Raw genomic sequence first — 18389 nt, 5'->3', positions numbered from 1 at the left:
TGAATTATCCACGGCCTCGGCGGATAGCTAAGGTGGCGCTCAACGGTTTTCGGGTCATCCGCTCCTTCAGCCTTCCCCAAGTGCTTGGGATGACCCTTTTTATTCCCATTGAGCCGGCATGGCCGGCTCAAATCCGTCGAATGGATGCGCGTTACTTGCGCTTGAGCGGTTGCGTGTCGAAACGCACGCCCGGCAGGCCGGTTTCCATGAGCGCGCGAATGTTGCGGTGGTCGCTGCCGTTCGGGTTGGCCAGGACCGCCTGATAGTGCTCGCCGAACGCAAGCAGCGCTTCTTCCGTCGTTAAGTCTTCAAGCAATGCGAGGCCCAGCGTCTTGCAGGAACCTTCGTTCTCGCCGGCAGCGTTCTCCAGTGTGCCGTTGACGAAGCGGCTCGGCTGGTAGTCGTAAGCGCTCTCGATGAATGCCAGTGTTTCGCTGAATGCGTGGTTGCGATTGCGCAGGCTTGCGCGGAAGTCCTTCAGGTCGTTCATTCTTTCTGGGCCTTGTCGAAAGCGGCCTGCTGCTCGGCGGTCGCTTCCTTCTGATAGCGTTTTTTCCACTCGCTGTACGGCATGCCGTACACCTCTTCGCGGGCTTGGTCGATGCTGACTTCGATCTCCAGATCATCCGCGGCAGCCTTGTACCACTTCGACAGGCAGTTGCGGCAGAAACCGGCCAGGTTCATCAGATCGATGTTCTGTGCATCGGGACGGGTACGCAGGTGCTGGACCAGGCGGCGGAAGGCGGCGGCTTCCAGTTCGGTGCGTTCTTGATCGTTCATCTCTTGGGTCTCGGCGTTGGCTGAGGTCGGCCGGATCATAACCTTGCGTCAGTGAGCCGGCCAGCCTTGCGCAGGGTCAATCCCGATGCGCAGCCAGGGTGATCGATACGGACTCGGCGAAGCGCAGCGCGTGGGGTTTGTCGACTTCCACTTCGGCGTAGCGCACCTGCGGGTAGCGCATGACCAGGTCGAGAATTTCCTGGGTCAGCCGCTCGAGCAGGGCGAAGCGGTTGTCTTCGACGTGCTGGATGATCGCCTTGGTGATGGTGCGGTAGTTCAGCGCCTGTTCGATGTCGTTCTCGCGCACCGCTTCCGCAGCGGGGTAGAGCATCGTCAGGTTGATCAGCACGTCCTGGCGATTGAGGATTTCCTCTTCCTTGATGCCGATGTAGGTGCGCAGCCGCAGGTCCTTGACGCGGATGCGGGCCATCGCGGGTTCCAGTCGGGGCATGGGGACTCCTTGCAGTCTTCAGATCAGGTGGCGGCCGCCGTTCACGGTCAGTGTGGTGCCGGTGACATAAGGGTTGTCGAACAGGTAGCGCAGGCTCTGGTAGATCACCTCGGCACCGGGTTCGATGCCCAGCGCGGATTTGGCCAGCGCCTTGCGGCGATATTCGGCGTCGTCGTCCGGGTTGAACTGGATCAGCGCCGGGGCGATGCTATTGACCTTGATCGCCGGCGCCAGGCTGGCGGCGAAAGATAGTGTCAGGTTGTCCAGGCCCGCTTTGCTCGCAGCATAGGCGATGTGCTTCTTGCTGCCCTTGCGGGTCACGTCGTCGCCGATGTGCACGATGTCCGCCGGCCCGCCGTGGCGAAGCAGTTCGGCGCAGTGCAGGTTGATCAGGTAGGGCGCGAGCATATGCACCTGGAACAGCTGGCGGAACGCCTCGGCTTCCTGCCCGGGGGTATCCGGGCGCCATTCGGAGGCGTTGTGCACGATGGCCCGTAGGCAGTCGGTCTGCTGCTTGAGAGCGCTGATAAAGGTGGTGATGCCGGTTTCATCGCTGAAGTCTGCCTGCAACGCCTGTGCGCCCAAGGCGCGAAGCCGGTCGATGCTGTCGCGTTCGCGACGGTAGGTAACGATGACCGGAAAGCCGTCTTCCAGCAGTCGCTCGGCACAATGCAGCCCGATCCGCTGGCTGGCTCCGGTGATGAGAATCGGGGCCTGATGCATGAAAATCCACTGCCTGAAATGGGCCGACCGCCCACACATTGAGGCGGTCGCTACAGGCGTGGCAGCTTACACCAGATCGGCTGGCTGCTCCGGCTGCAAATCAGGGTGCAGGCGCTGGTGCTGGCGATAGAGGAAGGAGCGGATCCGCTCGGCATCCTTTTCCTCGGTGAACTCCACTTCGTACGCGGCTCGTCCGCCGGTCAGCTCGCGGACGCGATGGGCGTCGATCTCCAGCGGGCTGTCATCGGGCAGCGCCAGGCGCAGGTGGAAGTGCTTGGGTGGTTTGCGATGTCCGCCGGCATCCACCAGCAAACCGTGCGGAGACAGCTCGTGCACGCTGAGCGAGCTTTCACCACCATCGTTTTCCAGCAGAGGGAGCGGCTGGTCCAAATGCAGGCGCCAGGCACGCGTAGTTGGTCCGCGTTCGTAGATCACTGGCGGGGCCAGCTGTAGGTCGAGGCTGTGTAGTTCGTCTTCTCGGAGCTGCAGCGGAAAGGACATGCGGAAATCCTCGAACTCCGCCTGCAACGACAGATTGGCGCGAGCGGCCAGCTGCAGCAGCAATTCGTTGGATTGCGCGCCGCCGTCGATCCGAAAGCCTGTCGTGCGCTCAGCGCTGGTGCTGCCGTTGCGCTGCATCAACTTGCGGATGAAGGTCAGTTCGTCTTTGCTGAGAATCGTCTCTTCCGCCATGCGGATACCCTCGGAGGGACAGTGCCCTCCACGTTTGGCGTCACGCGGCGGGGCCGCTATACGCCTGCAACCGGTATGGTCGCGGTGGGGCAATCGGCCCTATGACAAATGCGATCGACAGTGGTTCCGCAGGCTGCACATTTTCTGGATGGACGGCTTCGCCTGAGCAGGGTGTGCCGACCAGACTTGGCGATTGCGGCATAATGCGCAGCTTTGATTGCCTCGGAGCGCACATGAAAGTCGCCATTCTTTCCGGGAGCGTCTACGGCACCGCCGAAGATGTCGCCCGTCACGCCGAACACCAGCTGAAAGCCGCCGGTTTCGAAACCTGGCACGATCCCCGCGCCCAGCTGCCACAGATTCTCGATTTCGCCCCCGAAGCGCTGCTGGTCGTGACCTCGACCACCGGCATGGGTGAGCTGCCGGACAGCTTCATTCCGTTGTACTCGACCATCCGCGATCAGTTTCCCGCGTGGAGCGGCCTGCCCGGTGGCGTCATCGCCCTCGGTGACGCCAGCTACGGCGACACCTTCTGTGCTGGCGGCGAGCTGATTCGCGAGCTCTATGCCGAACTGGGCGTGCGGGAAGTCGTGGAGATGCTGCGCCTCGATGCCAGCGAGACGGTCACGCCGGAAAGCGACGCCGAACCGTGGCTGGAAACCTTCGCGGCGGCCTTGCGTGCCTGAGTGGCTCGCCGGGTCAGCGGCCTGGCTGCAAGAGCAACTGCCGGGCCAGTAGCGGCTGGCTAGAATCCAGGGCATCTTCACGACAATAACAAGAGGTGCCCTCGATGACTGCGCTGCACGCTTTGCCTTCTTTAGAAACCCAAGTGAGCCCCGCCGAATGGCAGGCGCGGGTCGATCTGGCGGCCTGTTACCGACTGGTCGCGCTGCATGGCTGGGATGACCTGATCTTCACGCACATCTCGGCCAAGATTCCCGAAACCGATCACTTTCTGATCAACCCATACGGGCTGATGTTTCACGAAATCACCGCGTCCAGCCTGGTGAAAGTCGATCTGGCCGGCAACAAAGTGACGGACAGCCCGTACGAGATCAATCCCGCTGGGTACACCATTCACAGCGCCGTGCATGAGGTTCGCCACGACGTCGCCTGCGTCATGCACACACATACCGCCGCCGGGGTGGCGGTCTCGGCCCAGCGTCAGGGCGTGCTACCGATCAGCCAGCAGTCACTGTTCGTGCTGGCCAGCCTTTCGACGCACGGCTATGAGGGTGTGGCGCTGAATCACGACGAGAAAGCGCGTCTGCAGGCCGATCTTGGCGAAACCGCTTTCATGCTGCTGCACAACCACGGTCTGCTGACCTGCGGTAGCAGCATCGCCGATACCTTTCTGATGATGTTCATCTTCCAGCGCGCTTGTGAAATCCAGGTCATGGCGCAGGCCGGTGGCAGCGAGCTGATCGCCATTCCGGAGCAGATTCTAGCCGGTGCGAAGGCCATGGCAGCGGGCGTGACCCGCACTCGCTCGGGCATGGGCGGCGCGCTGGCATGGCCCGGTCTGTTGCGCAAGCTGGATGCGCAAAGCCCGGGCTATGCGCAGTAGTACGGGGCGTTCGCGCTACATCGCTGCCTTGGCGAACTGCTGCAGCTGCGGGTAGAAGTGGCGGAAGTCCTCGAGCAGCGGGTCGTACAGCTGCTCCAGCTCTTCCAGCCCGCCGGCCAGGCCATCCGGCCGGCTCAGGCGACGGCCCATGTTCGCCAGCACCCTGCCCAGTACCTCGAATTCACGGTAACTACCGAGCCAGTCGTGTGCCGCCATGTGCGGTGCGATCACGGCGAGCTTGCCAGGCAGCGCGGGCTCATCGGCCAGCGCTCGGTAGGCGCGCCGGGTGAACTGGTCCAGCGGCTCGCCGGAGTAGTCCGCCCAGTTCGCAGCCAGGCAATGATCGAAGAACAGGTCCAGCAGGATTCCGGCGTAGCGGCGACGCTCGCTGGGAAAGCGCGCTTTGGCCTGCAGCACCAGCGGATGGCTGTCGGTGAAGGCATCGATCTGCCGATGCAGACGGATGCCTGCTTCGATCTGCGCCGGCCAGCGACCTTGGAGTGGGCCTTTGACGAAGTCCCCGTAAAGACTGCCGAGCATGTCCGCGGGGCCGGGGCCGCCAAGATGAAGATGAGCGAGATAGTTCATGGGCGAAGCTTAGCGCGCCTCGACAGGGGGTCGCTATGCGGCCTCGCGCGCGGGCTCCTGCGCCTCCCCAGACAGTGCCCGTTCGATGGCCCGCTGTGCTTGCTCGGCAAGAGCCCTGCGACTGAGTGAGGCAACGGGTATCGGCGCCAGCAGCTGGATTTCTACTTCTGCCACGTCGCTGGCCAACAGCCTGCGCAGGTGCGCGGGCAGTTCGTCGTCGCCAATGAAGGGGGCGACGGTATCGGGCTTGTCGTTGCGCGTATAGCGGATCGCCACGGGTTGAACAGCGCAGCCGGCCTCTATCGCACAGGCTAACAGTCGGGGGTGGAAGGTGCGCACGCTGCTGCCGTCGGTCGAGGTGCCCTCAGGGAAAATCAGCAGGTGGCGGCCCTGGATGAGGTGGCTGGCCAGCTGTTGGTTGATCTGCGCGGCATCGCCGGCGCCGCGGCGGATGAACAGCGTGCCAGCCTGGCGTGCCAGCCAGCCCAGCACGGGCCATTGTGCGACCTCGGCCTTGGCCAGGAACGACAGCGGCCGCAGCATTCCCAGCAACGGGATATCGCACCAGGACACGTGGTTGGCGACCCACAGCATCGGCTGAGCTGGTAGCTGACCGATGATGTGTACGCGATAGGGCAGCGCGGAGGCCAGGCGGACCATGAACCAGCGGGTCAGCTGTTGTCTGAGTTGCAGCGATAGGCGTAGCGCGAGGCGGTCGCCGAGACCCAGCGCGGTCGCCAACAGCAACCCCAGCAGGATCACCGCGGCGACCCGCAGCAGGCGCCAGTACAGGCGCAACCGCGGCATCTATACCGCCGCCTTGAAGTGGCGAGCGTAGCGCGGGCACAGCTCCTCGCGCTTGAGCAGGATGAAGATATCGGCAACCTGGAAATCCGGGTCCCAGCAGGGTTCGCCACAGATCTTCGCGCCGAGGCGCATATAGGCCTTGAGCAGCGGCGGGAGCTGGGCAGTGACGTTGTCCGGCAGTTCCAGTTCGGGAAGTGGTGTTCGCGGCTCGGCGTGCAGCAGTTCAGTGCTCAGGTGGCTGTCGCGCAGTCGTTGCATGATCGCTCGGGCCTGGATGCCACCGTCGCGCATCGGGATGCTCGCGCACCCCATAAGGTAGCGATAGCCACCCTGGTTGAGTACCTCGGCCAGTTCGCTCCAAAGCACTGCGATGGTCGCACCATTGCGATAGGCCGGCGCCACGCAGGTACGGCCGATCTCCAGCACCGGTTCGTTGATGTCCGCCAGGCCGTGCAGGGCAAACTCTCCTTCGCTGTAGAAGCGCCCGAGCTGCTTGGCGGTGAGGTGGTCGAGGAGGCGGGTGGTGGCGACCAGCTCACCGGTCGCGAGATCGCGCACGCCGATATGCCGGCAGTGGATATCAAAGTCATCCATGTCCAGCCCGAGCTCGGCGCCATTGAGTTGGGCGTCGAACTCACTGCTGAACACCCGATAGCGCAAGGACTGGGCTTCGCGGAGGGCCCGTTCGCCTTCCAGGCGTTCGGCTCGAAGTTGACGCGTGCTGCGTGGATCGACGATGGCATTCATGCTCTGTCTCCTTGTCCGCCGGGGCAGTGGCGGGTTGGCGATGCAACGCGAGCGTCTGGTTGTTATCGTTGGGCTCGACGGGTTTGGCGTGATCAGGCTAGGAGCGGCGCATGTCGCCACTGTGACGTTCGGATGATGGTTGGATGACGGCGCGAGCCTGTGGCCAGTGATTGCAGAACCTTTGGAGATGAAGATGCCCTGGAAACGATTGATCGGTCCGCTACAGCCAGTTGCCGAGCCCTCCGGGCTGCGCGACTGGTATCGGGCCGTGTGTAACGGTGCTCCGAGTACGGACTCGTTCAGCCAAGCGGTCTACGGCGGCCGGCTGGCGACCACGCCGGGGCTGGCCTTTCTCGCGGGATACCAGGCAGCCCTGCGGGCGCTCTGGCCGGATGCGCCGCCCGGGCTTGGCGCGCTATGCACGACGGAGCGGCGCAAGTTGCGGCCGGCCGACATGGCGACGCGTTGCGAGAACGGCCAGCTCACTGGCAGCAAGGATTTCGTGACGGCGGGGGACGCGGCGCAATGGCTGCTCGTTTCGGCTCGGGAGGAGGGGGGCGGTGAGTCACCGCGCCTCGGCCTGTTCGTCGTCGAGCCGTCCGGTGCCGGCGTGTCACTGGTGGCCGGGCCGGATCTGCCGATCGTGCCGGATATCGCGCATGGCAGATTGAGCCTTGAGCAGGCTGCTGGGAAACGCTTGCCTGGTGACGGCTGGAGCGAGTACGTCAAGCCGTTCCGCAGCCACGAGGATCTACATGTGCTGGCGGCGCTGACTGCCTGGCTCTACGGTGTGGCGCTGCTTGAGCAGTGGCCGCGCGCGCTGGCACTGCGTCTGCTCGGCGTTCTTGCGGCTGCGGCAGAGGTTGCGCGGCGGCCAGCCCATGAGCCTGCCACTCATCTGCTGCTGGCCGCGTTGCTCGAGCAGTTCGCTGCGCTGCAACCTGAGGTGGATAGGGCGTTGGCGGATTCGCAGGGGCCCCGGGGCGCATTGTGGCGGCGTGATCGCGCAGTGCTGGGCTTGGCGCGCGATGCCCAGGCGCGCCGTCTGGAACAGGCGCTTGCCGCGCTCGGGCTCGAATCTTCAGTAGGCAGTTGAAAGGCAGGGCGCGCGCCGGCGAACAGCTGGGAACTCTGCCCAGGCGAGTCGGGCCTATAGAGGATCGTATTTCACGGCGGCACTTCCGCTGCGGCGGTCTGACCTGCTGCCTTGCCTTGCTCGAACGCCCGGGTAAGCTAGCCAACTGCTCGTTCAGCACCGCCAGTGCAGAGGGGCGGTATCGAGGCCGCAGCCCCTGGATGCCGTCCGGAAAAAGGGATTTCATGTCATTTCGTTGCTCATCCGCTTCGTCGCTGTGCCTGACGTCATCTGGCTTTACGCGGGGTGCCGCCCTGTGATGCTGGCTGGAGCGGTGTTCCCCTGGCGCAGCGACAATCAGTTCCGCCTCCTGATAGACGGGCCGGGGTTCTTTCCGCCCATGCTCGACGCCATCGAGCGCGCCGAGCGCCGGGTCGATCTCGAACTCTATCTGGTGGAGGACGGCGCTTGTCTCGACCGCCTGCTGGAGCCGCTGCTGCGTGCGGCGGCACGCGGCGTTCGGGTGCGCTGCCTGTTCGATGGTTTCGGCTGCCTGAAGATGAGCCAGGCCAATCGTGACCGGATGACCGCCGCCGGCGTCGAGCTGCGTCTCTATAACCCGCTTTCGCTCCGCCTGAGGCTGCGCAATCTGCATCGTGACCACCGCAAGCTGCTGCTGGTCGACGGCTGCATCGGTTACGTCGGCGGCACCGGTGTCACCGACGAATTCTGGCGTCCTGATCAGCCCGACGTGCATTGGCATGAGGTGATGGTCGAGATGACCGGCCCGCTGCTGCAGGACTGGCAGGACCTGTTCGACACCCAGTGGGTGCATTGCCTGAAGCGGCGCATCTGGCAGCTGCCCCTGCCCAGCGGTGCGCCGCGCATTCCAGTGCTGCCCAGTGGCTCGGGGCTAGGGCGCGTCGCCTATGCGGCGGCGCGTCAGCACCGCGACATACTGCACAGCCTGTTGCGCAACCTGCGGCGCGCGCAGACGCGCATCTGGCTGGCGACACCGTATTTCCTGCCTACCGGCAAGGTGCGCCGGGCACTGATCCGGGCGGCGCGTCGCGGGGTGGACGTACGCCTGCTGCTGACCAGTCGCAATACCGATCACCCGCCGGTGCGCTACGCCGGGCAGCGTTTCTATCCACGGCTGCTGCGTGCCGGCGTGCGAATCCATGAATATCAGCCACACTTTTCCCACCTGAAAATGGTGCTGGTGGACGACTGGGTCAGCGTCGGCTCTTGCAACTTCGATCACTGGAACCTGCGCTGGAATCTGGAAGCCAATCTTGAGGCCATCGACGCTGCGTTGAGTGCCCAGGTGCAGGCATGCTTCGAGCGCGATTTTCAGGACAGTATCGAAATCGACATTAAAAGCTGGTACGCCAGACCGCTGCACCTGCGCCTCTACCAGCGCATGTGGGGCTGGATGGACCGGCTGCTGGTTAACATCTTCAACCGCGGTGGCTGAAGCCGCCGCGTCACGGAGCAATGCTCCAAACCCGCGCGAAGAGGACGATCCAATGGCGGCGAAGAACATTTTGATGCTGGTGGGTGATTACGCCGAAGACTACGAAACCATGGTGCCTTTCCAGGCCCTGCAGATGGTTGGTCATCGCGTGCATGCCGTGTGCCCGGACAAGAAGGCCGGCGACAGCGTGCGCACCGCGATTCACGATTTCGAGGGCGACCAGACCTATAGCGAGAAGCCGGGGCACAACTTTGCGCTGAACTTCGACTTCGCCGACGTGCGGGCCGAAGACTACGATGCCCTGGTCATTCCCGGTGGCCGGGCGCCGGAATATCTGCGCCTGAACGAGCAGGTGCTGGCGCTGGTGCGTGCGTTCGATGAGGCCAAGAAGCCAATCGCCGCCGTTTGTCACGGCGCCCAGCTGCTGGCCGCCGCGGGCGTGCTCAAGGGGCGTGCCTGCAGTGCCTATCCCGCCTGTGCACCCGAGGTGAAGCTGGCCGGTGGCGAGTACGTGGACATTGCCGTGGATCAGGCGCATACCGATGGCAACCTGGTCAGCGCTCCGGCATGGCCCGCCCATCCGGCGTGGCTGGCGGCATTCCTCGAGGTGCTCGGAACTCGCATCAGCCTGTAAGATGCAGACCGTCACCCAAGCCCGCCCCGCATACCGCGCGGCGGGTTTTTTCATCCGTGAGGCTATGCCCTCGTGTTCGTGAGTGCCCCATGACTCAAGCAAAAGACCCCCTTCATGGCGTGACGCTGGAGGCCATCCTGGTCCAGCTGCATGCTCGCTTCGGCTGGGACGGCCTTGCCGAGCGCGTCGATGTCCGCTGTTTCAGCAATGAGCCGAGCATCAAGTCCAGCCTGAAATTCCTGCGCAAGACGCCCTGGGCCAGGGCGAAAGTCGAAGCGCTGTACATCGAAGAACAGAGCGCCGGTCGCTAGTCCGCTCACGAGCGGCGCCACCTGGTCATGCCGTTCGGCAAATACTTACCGTCCCCGCTCAAGTTCGCTTTGCGCTGTCCGACTCTTGTAACAGATTGATTCGTCGTGACTGATGAGTCGCTTTTTTCAGCAGGTCGCTGGCAGGGAGTTCAGGCGATGAGAAACAACGGGCCGGTAAGCAACACCGAACGAACCTTTCCGGCGCATCAGCGGCTGATTTCGGCAACGGATACCCAGGGCAAGATCCTTTATTGCAACGACGAATTCGTCGCCATCAGTGGCTACTCACGAGCCGAGCTGATCGGCAGCGACCACAACCTGGTCCGCCACCCGGACATGCCGCCGGCCGTGTTCGAGGTGATGTGGCGCTACTTGAAGGCCGGCAAAAGCTGGATGGGGGTGGTCAAGAACCGCTGCAAGAACGGCGATTCCTACTGGGTCAGCGCCTACGTCACGCCTGTTTTCGACGATGGCAAGCTGACCGGCTTCGAGTCGGTGCGGGTCAAGCCGACAGCCGAGCAGGTCGCCCAGGCGACGGCGCTGTACGAGCGTCTGCGTACCGGCCGGCCGGCGGTTTCGTTGAGCCGGCGCGCGCAGGGTTGGGCGCGTGCACTGGCGATGCCGATGGGCGCCGCGGTGCTGGCGGCCGGTGGAATCTTCTGGCTGCCGCCGGCAGTGGAAGCGCTCGTCGTGCTCGGTCTGTTCTTCGTGCTCGGGCTCAGCTGTCACTTCGCTGCGGAACGCCAGTTGCTGAGCATCCTGCAGCGCGTACCCGAAGCCTTCACCGATCCGGTGGTCGCCCTGACCTACACCCGGCGGCATGGCAATGCGGCGCGGCTGGAGATGGCCCTGGTCAGTGAAGACGCGCGATTGCGTACGGCGTTGACGCGTCTGTCCGATCTGGCCGTGCAGCTCGCCGGTGCATCGGCGGAAACCTATTCGCTGGCCAGCCAGACCGAAAACGAGCTGCGCCAGCAGCGCGGCGAGACGGACATGACGGCCACCGCGGTGACGCAGATGACCGCATCGATCAGTGAGGTCGCCGGGCACGTGCAGCACACGGCAGAGGAGGCGAGGACGGCGAACGCGCTGGCAGACGACGGTGATCGGGTCGCAGCGAGTTCCCGCGAGGCGATGGAAATGCTGGCGGCGACCGTCACCAACATCGGCAACGTGGTCAACGAGCTGGCTGTCGAAACCCAGCAGATCGTATCCGCTGCCGGCATGATCCAGAGCATCGCCGACCAGACCAACCTGCTGGCGCTGAATGCTGCCATCGAGGCCGCACGTGCTGGCGAGCAGGGCAGGGGCTTTGCCGTGGTCGCCGACGAGGTGCGTGCGTTGGCGAGCAAGACGCGGGAGTCGACGCAGCAGATCCAGGCCATCATCCAGTCGCTCACCAGCAAGGCGGATGAGGCCGTGACAATCGCACAGCTGGGTGACAAGGAGGCGGCCCAGGGGTTGGCCCAGGTCGTCGAGGCGCAGCAGGCGTTGCAGGGCATTCGCGATGCGGTCGGGCGTATTGCCGGGATGAGCCAGCAGATGGCTGCCGCTGCCGAGGAGCAGGCGCATGTGGCCGAAGACATTGCTCGTCAGGTCACCCGTATTGCCGTCACGACTGACAGCAATGTCAGCAAGGCCGACCTGACCATGCAGCGCGGTCGCGACCTGGAATGCGCAGCGCACGGGCTGCGGGCACTGGTCGAACGCTTCAACCGCTGATTGCCGGGCAATAAAAAGCCCGGCATCGAGCTGGGCTTTTTATTGGCGTGTCGCTTATTGCACCTCGACCGCCAGGCTGTCGGCGATCTTCTGCTGCCAGATCGCCGGGCCGGTGATGTGCACCGACTCGCCGTTGGTGTCGACGGCGACGGTGACCGGCATGTCCTTCACTTCGAACTCGTAGATCGCTTCCATGCCCAGCTCGGCGAAGGCCAGCACCTTGGACTTCTTGATCGCCTGGGCGACCAGGTAAGCCGCGCCGCCAACCGCCATCAGGTAGACGGCCTTGTTGTCCTTGATCGCTTCGATGGCGATCGGGCCACGCTCGGACTTGCCGATCATGCCCAGCAGACCAGTGCTCTCGAGAATCTGACGGGTGAACTTGTCCATGCGCGTCGCGGTGGTCGGGCCAGCCGGGCCAACCACTTCGTCACCGACTGGATCGACGGGGCCTACGTAGTAGATGAAACGGCCCTTGAGGTCGACCGGCAGCTCTTCGCCCTTGTTCAGCATGTCGACCATGCGCTTGTGCGCGGCGTCGCGGCCGGTGAGCATCTTGCCGTTGAGCAGGACGGTCTCGCCCGGCTTCCAGCTCTGCACTTCTTCAGGGGTGATGGTGTCGAGGTTGACGCGGCGCGCGCTCGGGCCGGCTTCCCAGACGATTTCCGGGTAGGCATCCAGCGGCGGCGGGGTCAGTTCGGCCGGGCCGGAGCCGTCGAGCACGAAGTGTGCGTGGCGGGTGGCGGCGCAGTTGGGGATCATGCAAACCGGCAGCGAGGCGGCGTGGGTCGGGTAATCCATGATCTTCACGTCGAGCACGGTGGTCAGGCCGCCGAGGCCCTGGGCGCCGATGCCCAGCTGGTTGACCTTCTCGAACAGCTCAAGACGCAGCTCTTCGATGCGGTTCTGCGGGCCACGGGCCTTCAGCTCATGGATGTCGATGGATTCCATCAGGACTTCCTTGGCCATCACCGCGGCTTTCTCGGCGGTGCCGCCGATGCCGATGCCGAGCATGCCCGGCGGGCACCAGCCGGCGCCCATGGTCGGCACGGTCTTCAGTACCCAGTCGACGATCGAGTCGGAGGGGTTGAGCATGGCCATCTTCGACTTGTTTTCCGAGCCACCGCCTTTGGCGGCCACATCCACCTCGACTTTGTCACCTGGGACGATGGAGTAATGAATGACAGCTGGCGTATTGTCCTTAGTGTTCTTGCGGGAACCTGCCGGGTCGGCCAGGATCGAAGCACGCAGGACGTTTTCCGGCAGGTTGTAGGCGCGGCGCACACCCTCATTGATCATGTCGTCCAGGCTCATGGTCGCGCCGTCCCAGCGCACGTCCATACCGACGCGGATGAACACGGTGACGATACCGGTGTCCTGACAGATCGGGCGATGACCGGTGGCGCACATGCGCGAGTTGATCAGGATCTGCGCCATGGAGTCGCGGGCAGCCGGAGATTCTTCACGCAGGTAGGCTTCGTGCATCGCCTGGATGAAATCCACGGGGTGGTAGTAAGAAATGAACTGCAAAGCGTCAGCGACGCTTTGAATCAGGTCGTCTTGCTTGATCACGGTCATGCAGCGCGTCCTCATACGGGGCGATAAGAGGCGCGTCGGGGTGGCAGTCGACGCGCCGCGAAAAAATGCGGCGCAGTATAACGCGTCAGGCTGCGCGGTACACGGATGGACCAGGAGCGATGGGAATGCTGGCTAGGATTTTGTTTTCGGTAAGCGTAGAGTGCGGCAAATTGCCACAGCGGGAAGGATCCCTATGAGTGCGATGCGTGACGAGACCGATCTGCGTACATTGCAGCAATTGGTTACGCGGCGATTCGCACTGGCCTCCGTGACCTACGGTCTGGGCCTGGTGCTGACCTGGGTGGCGGTGGCGGGGGGCTTCTATCAGGCCTCGGTGGCCAGCGCCGTGGCGCAGTCAGCATTGATTGTGGTGAGTCAGCTGCTGTTCTTCTGGCTGTTTCACCGAGGCGTCAACCTGCGCTCGAAGGATCCCAGCCTGACTGAGCCGCAGGTCCTGGTGGGGCTGCTGTGGCTGACGACCTTTCTGTTCAACCTCGGCAGCGCTCGTGGCTCGCTGCTGGTGCTCTATCTGCTGGTGCTGATGTTTGCTGTCTTCCTGCCGCCGAAGGTGTTCATTCGCTACGCCGCACTGGCCTTCGTCAGCTTCGTCAGCATGGCTGCGCTGGATTACTACCTGCAGCGGCCGATCGAGACCGATGTGTTCCTGCTGCAGGCCAGCGTGCTGCTGGTGACGTTGATCTGGATGTGTCTGTTCGCCGGCCACGTGTATCGCTTGCGCCAGCGCATGCGCCAGCGGCGTTTCGCGTTGCAGGCACATCAGGACACCCTGCGCGGAATGATGCGTCAACTGGAGGATCTGGCTTCTACCGACGAGTTGACGGGCCTATACAACCGGCGGCGCTTCCTGCGCATCGCCGAGGGCGACCTGAACCGCCTGCGCAAGGGGCATCAATCGGGGCTGGCGCTCATCGATCTGGACCACTTCAAACGCATCAACGATATCCACGGCCATGCCACCGGAGACCGCGTGCTGCAGGCCTTTGCCAGCGTGGCGCGGTCCTGTCTGCGTGATGACGACGTGCTGGCCCGTTATGGCGGCGAGGAGTTCGTGTTACTGCTGCCCAATACCGACGCCGAGCAGTTCACCGCGTGCTGTGAGCGCCTGCGAGAGGCTTTCGCCAACGCCGAGCCGGAAGACGCCAATATCGAAGCCGGACATCTCAGCCTGTCGATCGGCCTGACCCTGCTGAACGCCGGAGATGATCTGGATGCAGCGCTACAGCGTGCCGACGAAGCGCTTTATCGAGCCAAGCGCGGTGGTCGCAATCGTTGCGAACCCGCCTGGGTCACCGCCGATGCCTGAGTTGCATTGCGCCGGCAAGCGCTGGTCGGTCGCGCCCGCTACCAACCTGCTCGATGCCCTGATCGCTGCCGGCTTGCCCGTACCCTACAGTTGCCGCGCCGGCAGCTGCCACGCCTGCCTGGTGCGCTGTGTCGACGGAGCACCGCGCGATCTGCAACCCGACTTGCTGCGGCCCGAGCAGCATGCGGCCGGCTGGCGACTGGCCTGTCAGTGCCGTGTCGAGGAGGATTTCGGTGTAGAAGTCTTCGATCCCCGCCGCGACGGACTGCCCGCTCAGCTGCAAAGCGCCGAGTGGCTGAGCGGCAGCGTGCTGCGCCTGCGTCTGCTGCCGGAGCGGCCGCTGCGCTATCGTGCAGGTCAGCACCTGTTGCTGTGGACCGGTGCCGGCATCGCTAGGCCGTATTCGCTGGCCAGCCTTCCCGGCGACGATTCCTGGCTGGAGTTTCATCTCGATTGCTCCAGGCCGGGGGCGTTCTGCGATGCCGCGCGGCAGCTGCGCGCGGGCGACACGCTGCGGCTGGGCGACCTGCACGGTGGTGCATTGCATTACGAGCCGGAGTGGTCCGAGCGCTCTTTATTGCTGCTGGCTTCGGGAACCGGGTTGGCCCCTTTGTTCAGCCTGTTGCGCGAGAGCCTGCGCCAGGGCCATGCCGGGACGATCAGGCTGGTGCACTTTTGCCGTGACGAGCACTACCTGCGCGGGCCGTTGCAGGAGTTGGCGGACAGGCACGAGAACCTGGAGCTGCAATGGGTCGATGCGCAACAGCGTGACAGCATGCTTTCGACGCTACGACCAACGTCGCGGCGGGACATCGCGCTGCTCTGCGGCGGTTCGGCGTTCGTCGACGCCTGCGCCAGGCGCCTGTTTCTCGCGGGCCTGCCGCGTGGACAGATATTCAGCGACGCTTTCGTCAGCGCGCCTCAGCCGCGGTAGTTGGCTCCCCGTTCGATCTCGCAGACAGCACGAGGCCGGCTAAAGAGCCGGCCTCGTGTGATTCCCTGCCAGCCTTACTGATCGCCGACGCGCAGGATCTTCATCGTGTTGGTACCGCCTGTGCTGTCGTGGTAGCTGTCGCCCTTGGTCAGGATCACCCAGTCGCCGGGCTGCACGATGTTGCGCTTGAGCAGCTCCTCGACTGCCATCTGGCTGACCTTTTCTGCAGGTAGCGCAGCCGGATCGAACGGGATGGTCTGCACGCCGCGGAACAGCGCGACCCGTGCCTGGGTTTCGCGGTGCGGCGAGAAGGCGAAGATCGGTACCGAAGACCGGATGCGCGACATGATCAGCGGTGTGTAGCCGCTTTCGGTCAGGGCGATGATGGCCTTGACCCCCGGGAAGTGGTTGGCGGTGTACATCGCAGCCAGCGCGGCACTCTCGTCGCAGCGCTCGAACTGCTGGCCGAGGCGGTGTCCGGACTTGGTGCTGGTCGGGTGCTTCTCCGCGCCGCAGCACACACGGGCCATGGCCTTGATCGCTTCGATCGGGTATTCGCCGGCGGCGCTTTCGGCCGAGAGCATCACCGCATCGGTGTAGTCCAGCACGGCGTTGGCTACATCGGATACCTCGGCGCGGGTCGGCATCGGGCTGTGGATCATCGACTCCATCATCTGCGTCGCGGTGATTACCACCTTGTTGTGGCGACGTGCGTGCAGAATGATCTTCTTCTGGATGCCGACCAGCTCGGCATCGCCAACTTCCACCCCGAGGTCGCCGCGCGCCACCATCACGCCGTCGCTGGCGCGGATCAGGCCGTCCAGTGCCTCATCGTCGGCGACCGCTTCGGCCCGCTCGATCTTGGCGATCAGCCAGGCGTCGGAGCCGGCTTCGTCGCGCAGGCGGCGGGCCAGGTCCATGTCAGCGGCATCACGCGGGAAGGAGACTGCCAGGTAGTCCAGCTCGAGATCCGCGGCCAGCTTGATGTCGGCCTTGTCCTTGTTGGTCAGCGCCGGCGCCGTCAGGCCGCCGCCACGGCGGTTGATGCCCTTGTTGTCCGACAGCGGGCCACCGATCAGCACGGTGCAGTGCAGTTCGTCCGCGGTGGCGTTGTCGACGCGCATCACCACGCGGCCGTCGTCGAGCAGAAGCTCATCGCCGATGCCGCAATCCTTGACCAGGTCCGGGTAATCGATGCCGACCACTTCCTGATTACCGGCGTCGCGCGGATGGGTCACGGAGAAGCGGAACTGGTCTCCTTCCTTCAGCTCAATGCGCTTGTCGGTGAACTTGGCAATCCGGATCTTCGGTCCCTGCAGGTCTCCGAGCAGCGCGACGAAGCGGCCGTGGCGCGCGGCGATTTCACGCACCAGCTCGGCCCGGGCACGATGCTCGTCGGGGCTGCCGTGGGAGAAATTCAGGCGGGCTACATCCAGCCCGGCGACGATCATCTTTTCCAACACCTCCGGCGAGCTGCTTGCTGGGCCCAGGGTGGCGACGATCTTGGTGCGACGCGGAATCATTCAATTGCTCCTTTTTCTGGCTGGCCCCGAGGCTACTATGCTCGCCGGTTGTAGTCATCGCTCGGCGACCACTACTCTTTGCGTCCGGCTGACGGGCTGTCTGCAGCTTTTTCCAGCTCGGTCGATACAGGGGCATACGGAGGAACCCATGCGCACCCTGATCATCGTTTTCCTGAGTCTTCTGACCGTCGGCTGCAGCAGTCGCCATGCTTTCGATCGCCACCTGGATGCGGCTTACCAGTACTACGAGGCCGACAACTGCGAGCGGGTGATGCAATCACTGTCGCAGGCAGAACGCCGCAGCAAGCCGCGTAGCCAGGTCCAGCCGGAGATTTCACTGTTGCGCGGCCAGTGTCTTGAGCGCCAGGGCCTGTTCGTCGACGCTGGCGAAACCTATCGTTTCATCGTCGAGCGATACCCTGCCAGCGAGTACGCCTATCGCGCTCGTGCGCGCCTGGAGACGCTGAGGCAGCTGGGCCACTATCATGTCGAGGCACCGCCGGTGGTTCAGCCGGCCAAACGTTGATTTCATGAAAGCCATGTGAGGGATCATGCGAGCTTTGCTGATGACCGCCATGCTGCTGCCTGCACTGGCAACCGCGCAGATCTACCGCTGGACCGATGCCAACGGACAGGTTCACTTCGGCCAGCGCCCGGCAGCCGGAGCCGAGCAGGTCGAGGTTCGGCCCCAGGTCGTCGAACGCGACGACCAGACCCGTGAGCGTGAGGCGCGCAGCGAACGATTCTTCGATGCGCGGCGGCAGGAGCAGCAGGCAGCGAGGGAGCAGGCCAGCAAGGCGCGGGCTGCACGAGAGCAGGAATGCCAGGGCTTGCGCAGCCAGTTGTCGCGACTGCAGCTTGGCGGACGTTTTTTTCGTAACGATGCAGCCGGAGAGCGCGTCTACTACAGTGAAAGTGAAGTAGAGGCGGCTCGACAGCGCCTGGTGATGCGTATCAGCCAGGAATGCAGTTGAGCCGACAGGACTCGAATTGCAGGGTTAAGGCTGAAGGCTCCGACGACATGAACATGGCGAACCAGCGTCGTATCCAGCGGCATCAGTTGCCGTACTACCTCAACGTATTCAATCGGTTCACCGAGAAGCCGCTGGGCTTCATCGGCAACCTGTCCGAGGGCGGGCTGATGCTGATCAGCCCCTATCCGATGATGCTTGGTGTTCGCTTCGAGATGCGCCTGAAGATTCCGGGCCAGAGCGGTCAACTGCGGCAAGTGGATTTCAGCGCGTTTAGTCTGTGGTCAAGCGAGGATGTGACACCGGGCAGCTACGATACCGGCTTTTCCCTGATCGACCCGCCCGGCGAAATCCGCGAGATGATCGCCGCCCTGCATCACTACTTCAGCTTCCAGCCGATGCTGCACATTCCTCTGGCGCATCATGCCAGCCCGGCATCGGATCGATTCACTGACAAGGACTGCTGCCACGGTCTGTGAGCCGC

The 18389-nt window shown here is 64.0% G+C and carries 22 protein-coding genes; 12 read left to right on the top strand and 10 right to left on the bottom strand.

Translation table 11 applies throughout. The annotated features are described in order from the left end of the window. Positions 1-151: 151 nt before the first annotated feature. From RT582_RS14585 to RT582_RS14565, 5 genes are all read right to left on the bottom strand, one after another. A complete protein-coding gene (locus tag RT582_RS14585; RefSeq protein WP_313478119.1) occupies positions 152-490 on the bottom strand; it encodes a HopJ type III effector protein in 339 nt (112 codons plus the stop codon). Next, positions 487-780 (bottom strand): DUF1244 domain-containing protein, encoded by a 294-nt coding sequence (locus RT582_RS14580; RefSeq protein ID WP_003285880.1) that lies wholly within the window; start codon positions 778-780, stop codon positions 487-489. Before RT582_RS14580 ends, RT582_RS14585 begins: the two co-directional genes overlap by 4 nt. A gap of 76 nt (positions 781-856) precedes the next feature. Then, positions 857-1231, bottom strand: coding sequence for a dihydroneopterin triphosphate 2'-epimerase (gene folX / locus RT582_RS14575; protein WP_003285881.1), 375 nt, complete (start codon positions 1229-1231; stop codon positions 857-859). An 18-nt stretch (positions 1232-1249) separates the two neighbouring features. Further along, positions 1250-1954, bottom strand: coding sequence for a dihydromonapterin reductase (gene folM, locus RT582_RS14570; RefSeq protein ID WP_313478116.1), 705 nt, complete (start codon positions 1952-1954; stop codon positions 1250-1252). 66 nt (positions 1955-2020) lie between these two features. Further along, on the bottom strand, positions 2021-2647 hold the full coding sequence (locus RT582_RS14565; RefSeq protein ID WP_313478114.1) for a PilZ domain-containing protein: 627 nt from the start codon (positions 2645-2647) through the stop codon (positions 2021-2023). Positions 2648-2880: 233 nt separating this feature from the next. Between RT582_RS14565 and RT582_RS14560 the strand changes: the two genes are divergently transcribed. Both RT582_RS14560 and RT582_RS14555 read left to right on the top strand, forming a co-directional pair. Continuing rightward, entirely contained in the window at positions 2881-3333 is a 453-nt protein-coding gene (locus tag RT582_RS14560) for a flavodoxin (RefSeq protein WP_102831959.1), read from the top strand. A 104-nt stretch (positions 3334-3437) separates the two neighbouring features. Beyond that, positions 3438-4214 (top strand): class II aldolase/adducin family protein, encoded by a 777-nt coding sequence (locus tag RT582_RS14555; RefSeq protein WP_044315541.1) that lies wholly within the window; start codon positions 3438-3440, stop codon positions 4212-4214. A 15-nt stretch (positions 4215-4229) separates the two neighbouring features. Here the strand turns inward: RT582_RS14555 and RT582_RS14550 are convergent, their stop codons facing one another. The 3 genes from RT582_RS14550 to olsB are packed head-to-tail and all read right to left on the bottom strand — an operon-like array spanning position 4230 to position 6356. Then, positions 4230-4802 carry an acyl carrier protein phosphodiesterase gene (locus tag RT582_RS14550; RefSeq protein WP_003285887.1) on the bottom strand — a complete coding sequence of 191 codons (573 nt, stop codon included), beginning with the start codon at positions 4800-4802 and terminating at the stop codon, positions 4230-4232. 33 nt (positions 4803-4835) lie between these two features. Next, positions 4836-5609 carry a lysophospholipid acyltransferase family protein gene (locus RT582_RS14545; protein WP_191122303.1) on the bottom strand — a complete coding sequence of 258 codons (774 nt, stop codon included), beginning with the start codon at positions 5607-5609 and terminating at the stop codon, positions 4836-4838. Next, positions 5610-6356 carry an L-ornithine N(alpha)-acyltransferase gene (olsB, locus tag RT582_RS14540; RefSeq protein ID WP_046618036.1) on the bottom strand — a complete coding sequence of 249 codons (747 nt, stop codon included), beginning with the start codon at positions 6354-6356 and terminating at the stop codon, positions 5610-5612. A gap of 187 nt (positions 6357-6543) precedes the next feature. Here olsB and RT582_RS14535 point away from each other — a divergent pair, with 187 nt between their 5' ends. The 5 genes from RT582_RS14535 (at position 6544) to RT582_RS14515 (ending at position 11575) form a co-directional block, all read left to right on the top strand. Further along, positions 6544-7452 (top strand): acyl-CoA dehydrogenase, encoded by a 909-nt coding sequence (locus RT582_RS14535; RefSeq protein WP_046618037.1) that lies wholly within the window; start codon positions 6544-6546, stop codon positions 7450-7452. A gap of 298 nt (positions 7453-7750) precedes the next feature. Beyond that, positions 7751-8908, top strand: a complete 1158-nt coding sequence (locus tag RT582_RS14530; RefSeq protein ID WP_046618045.1) for a phospholipase D-like domain-containing protein — start codon at positions 7751-7753, stop codon at positions 8906-8908. A 52-nt stretch (positions 8909-8960) separates the two neighbouring features. After that, positions 8961-9542 (top strand): DJ-1/PfpI family protein, encoded by a 582-nt coding sequence (locus RT582_RS14525; protein WP_046618038.1) that lies wholly within the window; start codon positions 8961-8963, stop codon positions 9540-9542. An 89-nt stretch (positions 9543-9631) separates the two neighbouring features. After that, a complete protein-coding gene (locus RT582_RS14520) occupies positions 9632-9853 on the top strand; it encodes a VF530 family protein (RefSeq protein WP_036992249.1) in 222 nt (73 codons plus the stop codon). Positions 9854-10009: 156 nt separating this feature from the next. Continuing rightward, positions 10010-11575 (top strand): methyl-accepting chemotaxis protein, encoded by a 1566-nt coding sequence (locus RT582_RS14515; RefSeq protein WP_313478107.1) that lies wholly within the window; start codon positions 10010-10012, stop codon positions 11573-11575. A 54-nt stretch (positions 11576-11629) separates the two neighbouring features. Here the strand turns inward: RT582_RS14515 and RT582_RS14510 are convergent, their stop codons facing one another. Next, positions 11630-13153 (bottom strand): fumarate hydratase, encoded by a 1524-nt coding sequence (locus RT582_RS14510; protein WP_044315535.1) that lies wholly within the window; start codon positions 13151-13153, stop codon positions 11630-11632. Positions 13154-13346: 193 nt separating this feature from the next. Here RT582_RS14510 and RT582_RS14505 point away from each other — a divergent pair, with 193 nt between their 5' ends. Both RT582_RS14505 and RT582_RS14500 read left to right on the top strand, forming a co-directional pair. Beyond that, the gene (locus RT582_RS14505; RefSeq protein WP_046622382.1) at positions 13347-14477 is read left to right on the top strand and encodes a GGDEF domain-containing protein; all 1131 of its coding nucleotides are present in this window, start codon (positions 13347-13349) and stop codon (positions 14475-14477) included. Continuing rightward, complete coding sequence (locus RT582_RS14500; RefSeq protein WP_313478104.1) at positions 14470-15411, top strand: iron-sulfur-binding ferredoxin reductase; 942 nt, start codon at positions 14470-14472, stop codon at positions 15409-15411. The genes RT582_RS14505 and RT582_RS14500 overlap by 8 nt, the downstream gene beginning before the upstream one ends. 74 nt (positions 15412-15485) lie before the next feature. Here the strand turns inward: RT582_RS14500 and pyk are convergent, their stop codons facing one another. Beyond that, positions 15486-16934 (bottom strand): pyruvate kinase, encoded by a 1449-nt coding sequence (pyk, locus tag RT582_RS14495; RefSeq protein ID WP_101274362.1) that lies wholly within the window; start codon positions 16932-16934, stop codon positions 15486-15488. 148 nt (positions 16935-17082) lie between these two features. Between pyk and RT582_RS14490 the strand changes: the two genes are divergently transcribed. Genes RT582_RS14490 through RT582_RS14480 form a run of 3 tightly spaced genes read left to right on the top strand, consistent with a single transcriptional unit; the run spans position 17083 to position 18384 of the window. Then, positions 17083-17460: a tetratricopeptide repeat protein gene (locus RT582_RS14490; RefSeq protein ID WP_041014774.1), complete on the top strand. Its 378-nt coding sequence runs from the start codon at positions 17083-17085 to the stop codon at positions 17458-17460. Positions 17461-17485: 25 nt separating this feature from the next. Then, complete coding sequence (locus RT582_RS14485; RefSeq protein ID WP_313478099.1) at positions 17486-17908, top strand: DUF4124 domain-containing protein; 423 nt, start codon at positions 17486-17488, stop codon at positions 17906-17908. Positions 17909-17955: 47 nt separating this feature from the next. Further along, positions 17956-18384 carry a PilZ domain-containing protein gene (locus RT582_RS14480; RefSeq protein ID WP_313478097.1) on the top strand — a complete coding sequence of 143 codons (429 nt, stop codon included), beginning with the start codon at positions 17956-17958 and terminating at the stop codon, positions 18382-18384. Positions 18385-18389: the final 5 nt, after the last annotated feature.

The organism is Stutzerimonas kunmingensis (assembly GCF_032106285.1).
In the GTDB taxonomy this organism is placed as follows: domain Bacteria; phylum Pseudomonadota; class Gammaproteobacteria; order Pseudomonadales; family Pseudomonadaceae; genus Stutzerimonas; species Stutzerimonas kunmingensis_B.
The sequence above is the reverse complement of the archived record's forward strand: the minus strand, read 5'-3'. Positions and strand labels throughout refer to the sequence as shown.

What these genes read in the sequence shown, in the direction of transcription:
- RT582_RS14520 (WP_036992249.1), top strand. Translation starts at nt 9,632, where the DNA reads ATGACTCAAGCAAAAGACCCCCTTCATGGCGTGACGCTGGAGGCCATC.
- RT582_RS14565 (WP_313478114.1), bottom strand. Translation starts at nt 2,647, where the DNA reads ATGGCGGAAGAGACGATTCTCAGCAAAGACGAACTGACCTTCATCCGC.
- RT582_RS14510 (WP_044315535.1), bottom strand. Translation starts at nt 13,153, where the DNA reads ATGACCGTGATCAAGCAAGACGACCTGATTCAAAGCGTCGCTGACGCT.
- folX (WP_003285881.1), bottom strand. Translation starts at nt 1,231, where the DNA reads ATGCCCCGACTGGAACCCGCGATGGCCCGCATCCGCGTCAAGGACCTG.
- RT582_RS14530 (WP_046618045.1), top strand. Translation starts at nt 7,751, where the DNA reads ATGCTGGCTGGAGCGGTGTTCCCCTGGCGCAGCGACAATCAGTTCCGC.
- RT582_RS14555 (WP_044315541.1), top strand. Translation starts at nt 3,438, where the DNA reads ATGACTGCGCTGCACGCTTTGCCTTCTTTAGAAACCCAAGTGAGCCCC.
- RT582_RS14560 (WP_102831959.1), top strand. Translation starts at nt 2,881, where the DNA reads ATGAAAGTCGCCATTCTTTCCGGGAGCGTCTACGGCACCGCCGAAGAT.
- RT582_RS14500 (WP_313478104.1), top strand. Translation starts at nt 14,470, where the DNA reads ATGCCTGAGTTGCATTGCGCCGGCAAGCGCTGGTCGGTCGCGCCCGCT.
- RT582_RS14485 (WP_313478099.1), top strand. Translation starts at nt 17,486, where the DNA reads ATGCGAGCTTTGCTGATGACCGCCATGCTGCTGCCTGCACTGGCAACC.
- RT582_RS14505 (WP_046622382.1), top strand. Translation starts at nt 13,347, where the DNA reads ATGAGTGCGATGCGTGACGAGACCGATCTGCGTACATTGCAGCAATTG.
- folM (WP_313478116.1), bottom strand. Translation starts at nt 1,954, where the DNA reads ATGCATCAGGCCCCGATTCTCATCACCGGAGCCAGCCAGCGGATCGGG.
- RT582_RS14525 (WP_046618038.1), top strand. Translation starts at nt 8,961, where the DNA reads ATGGCGGCGAAGAACATTTTGATGCTGGTGGGTGATTACGCCGAAGAC.
- RT582_RS14490 (WP_041014774.1), top strand. Translation starts at nt 17,083, where the DNA reads ATGCGCACCCTGATCATCGTTTTCCTGAGTCTTCTGACCGTCGGCTGC.
- RT582_RS14585 (WP_313478119.1), bottom strand. Translation starts at nt 490, where the DNA reads ATGAACGACCTGAAGGACTTCCGCGCAAGCCTGCGCAATCGCAACCAC.
- RT582_RS14535 (WP_046618037.1), top strand. Translation starts at nt 6,544, where the DNA reads ATGAAGATGCCCTGGAAACGATTGATCGGTCCGCTACAGCCAGTTGCC.
- olsB (WP_046618036.1), bottom strand. Translation starts at nt 6,356, where the DNA reads ATGAATGCCATCGTCGATCCACGCAGCACGCGTCAACTTCGAGCCGAA.
- RT582_RS14480 (WP_313478097.1), top strand. Translation starts at nt 17,956, where the DNA reads ATGAACATGGCGAACCAGCGTCGTATCCAGCGGCATCAGTTGCCGTAC.
- RT582_RS14580 (WP_003285880.1), bottom strand. Translation starts at nt 780, where the DNA reads ATGAACGATCAAGAACGCACCGAACTGGAAGCCGCCGCCTTCCGCCGC.
- RT582_RS14550 (WP_003285887.1), bottom strand. Translation starts at nt 4,802, where the DNA reads ATGAACTATCTCGCTCATCTTCATCTTGGCGGCCCCGGCCCCGCGGAC.
- RT582_RS14545 (WP_191122303.1), bottom strand. Translation starts at nt 5,609, where the DNA reads ATGCCGCGGTTGCGCCTGTACTGGCGCCTGCTGCGGGTCGCCGCGGTG.
- RT582_RS14515 (WP_313478107.1), top strand. Translation starts at nt 10,010, where the DNA reads ATGAGAAACAACGGGCCGGTAAGCAACACCGAACGAACCTTTCCGGCG.
- pyk (WP_101274362.1), bottom strand. Translation starts at nt 16,934, where the DNA reads ATGATTCCGCGTCGCACCAAGATCGTCGCCACCCTGGGCCCAGCAAGC.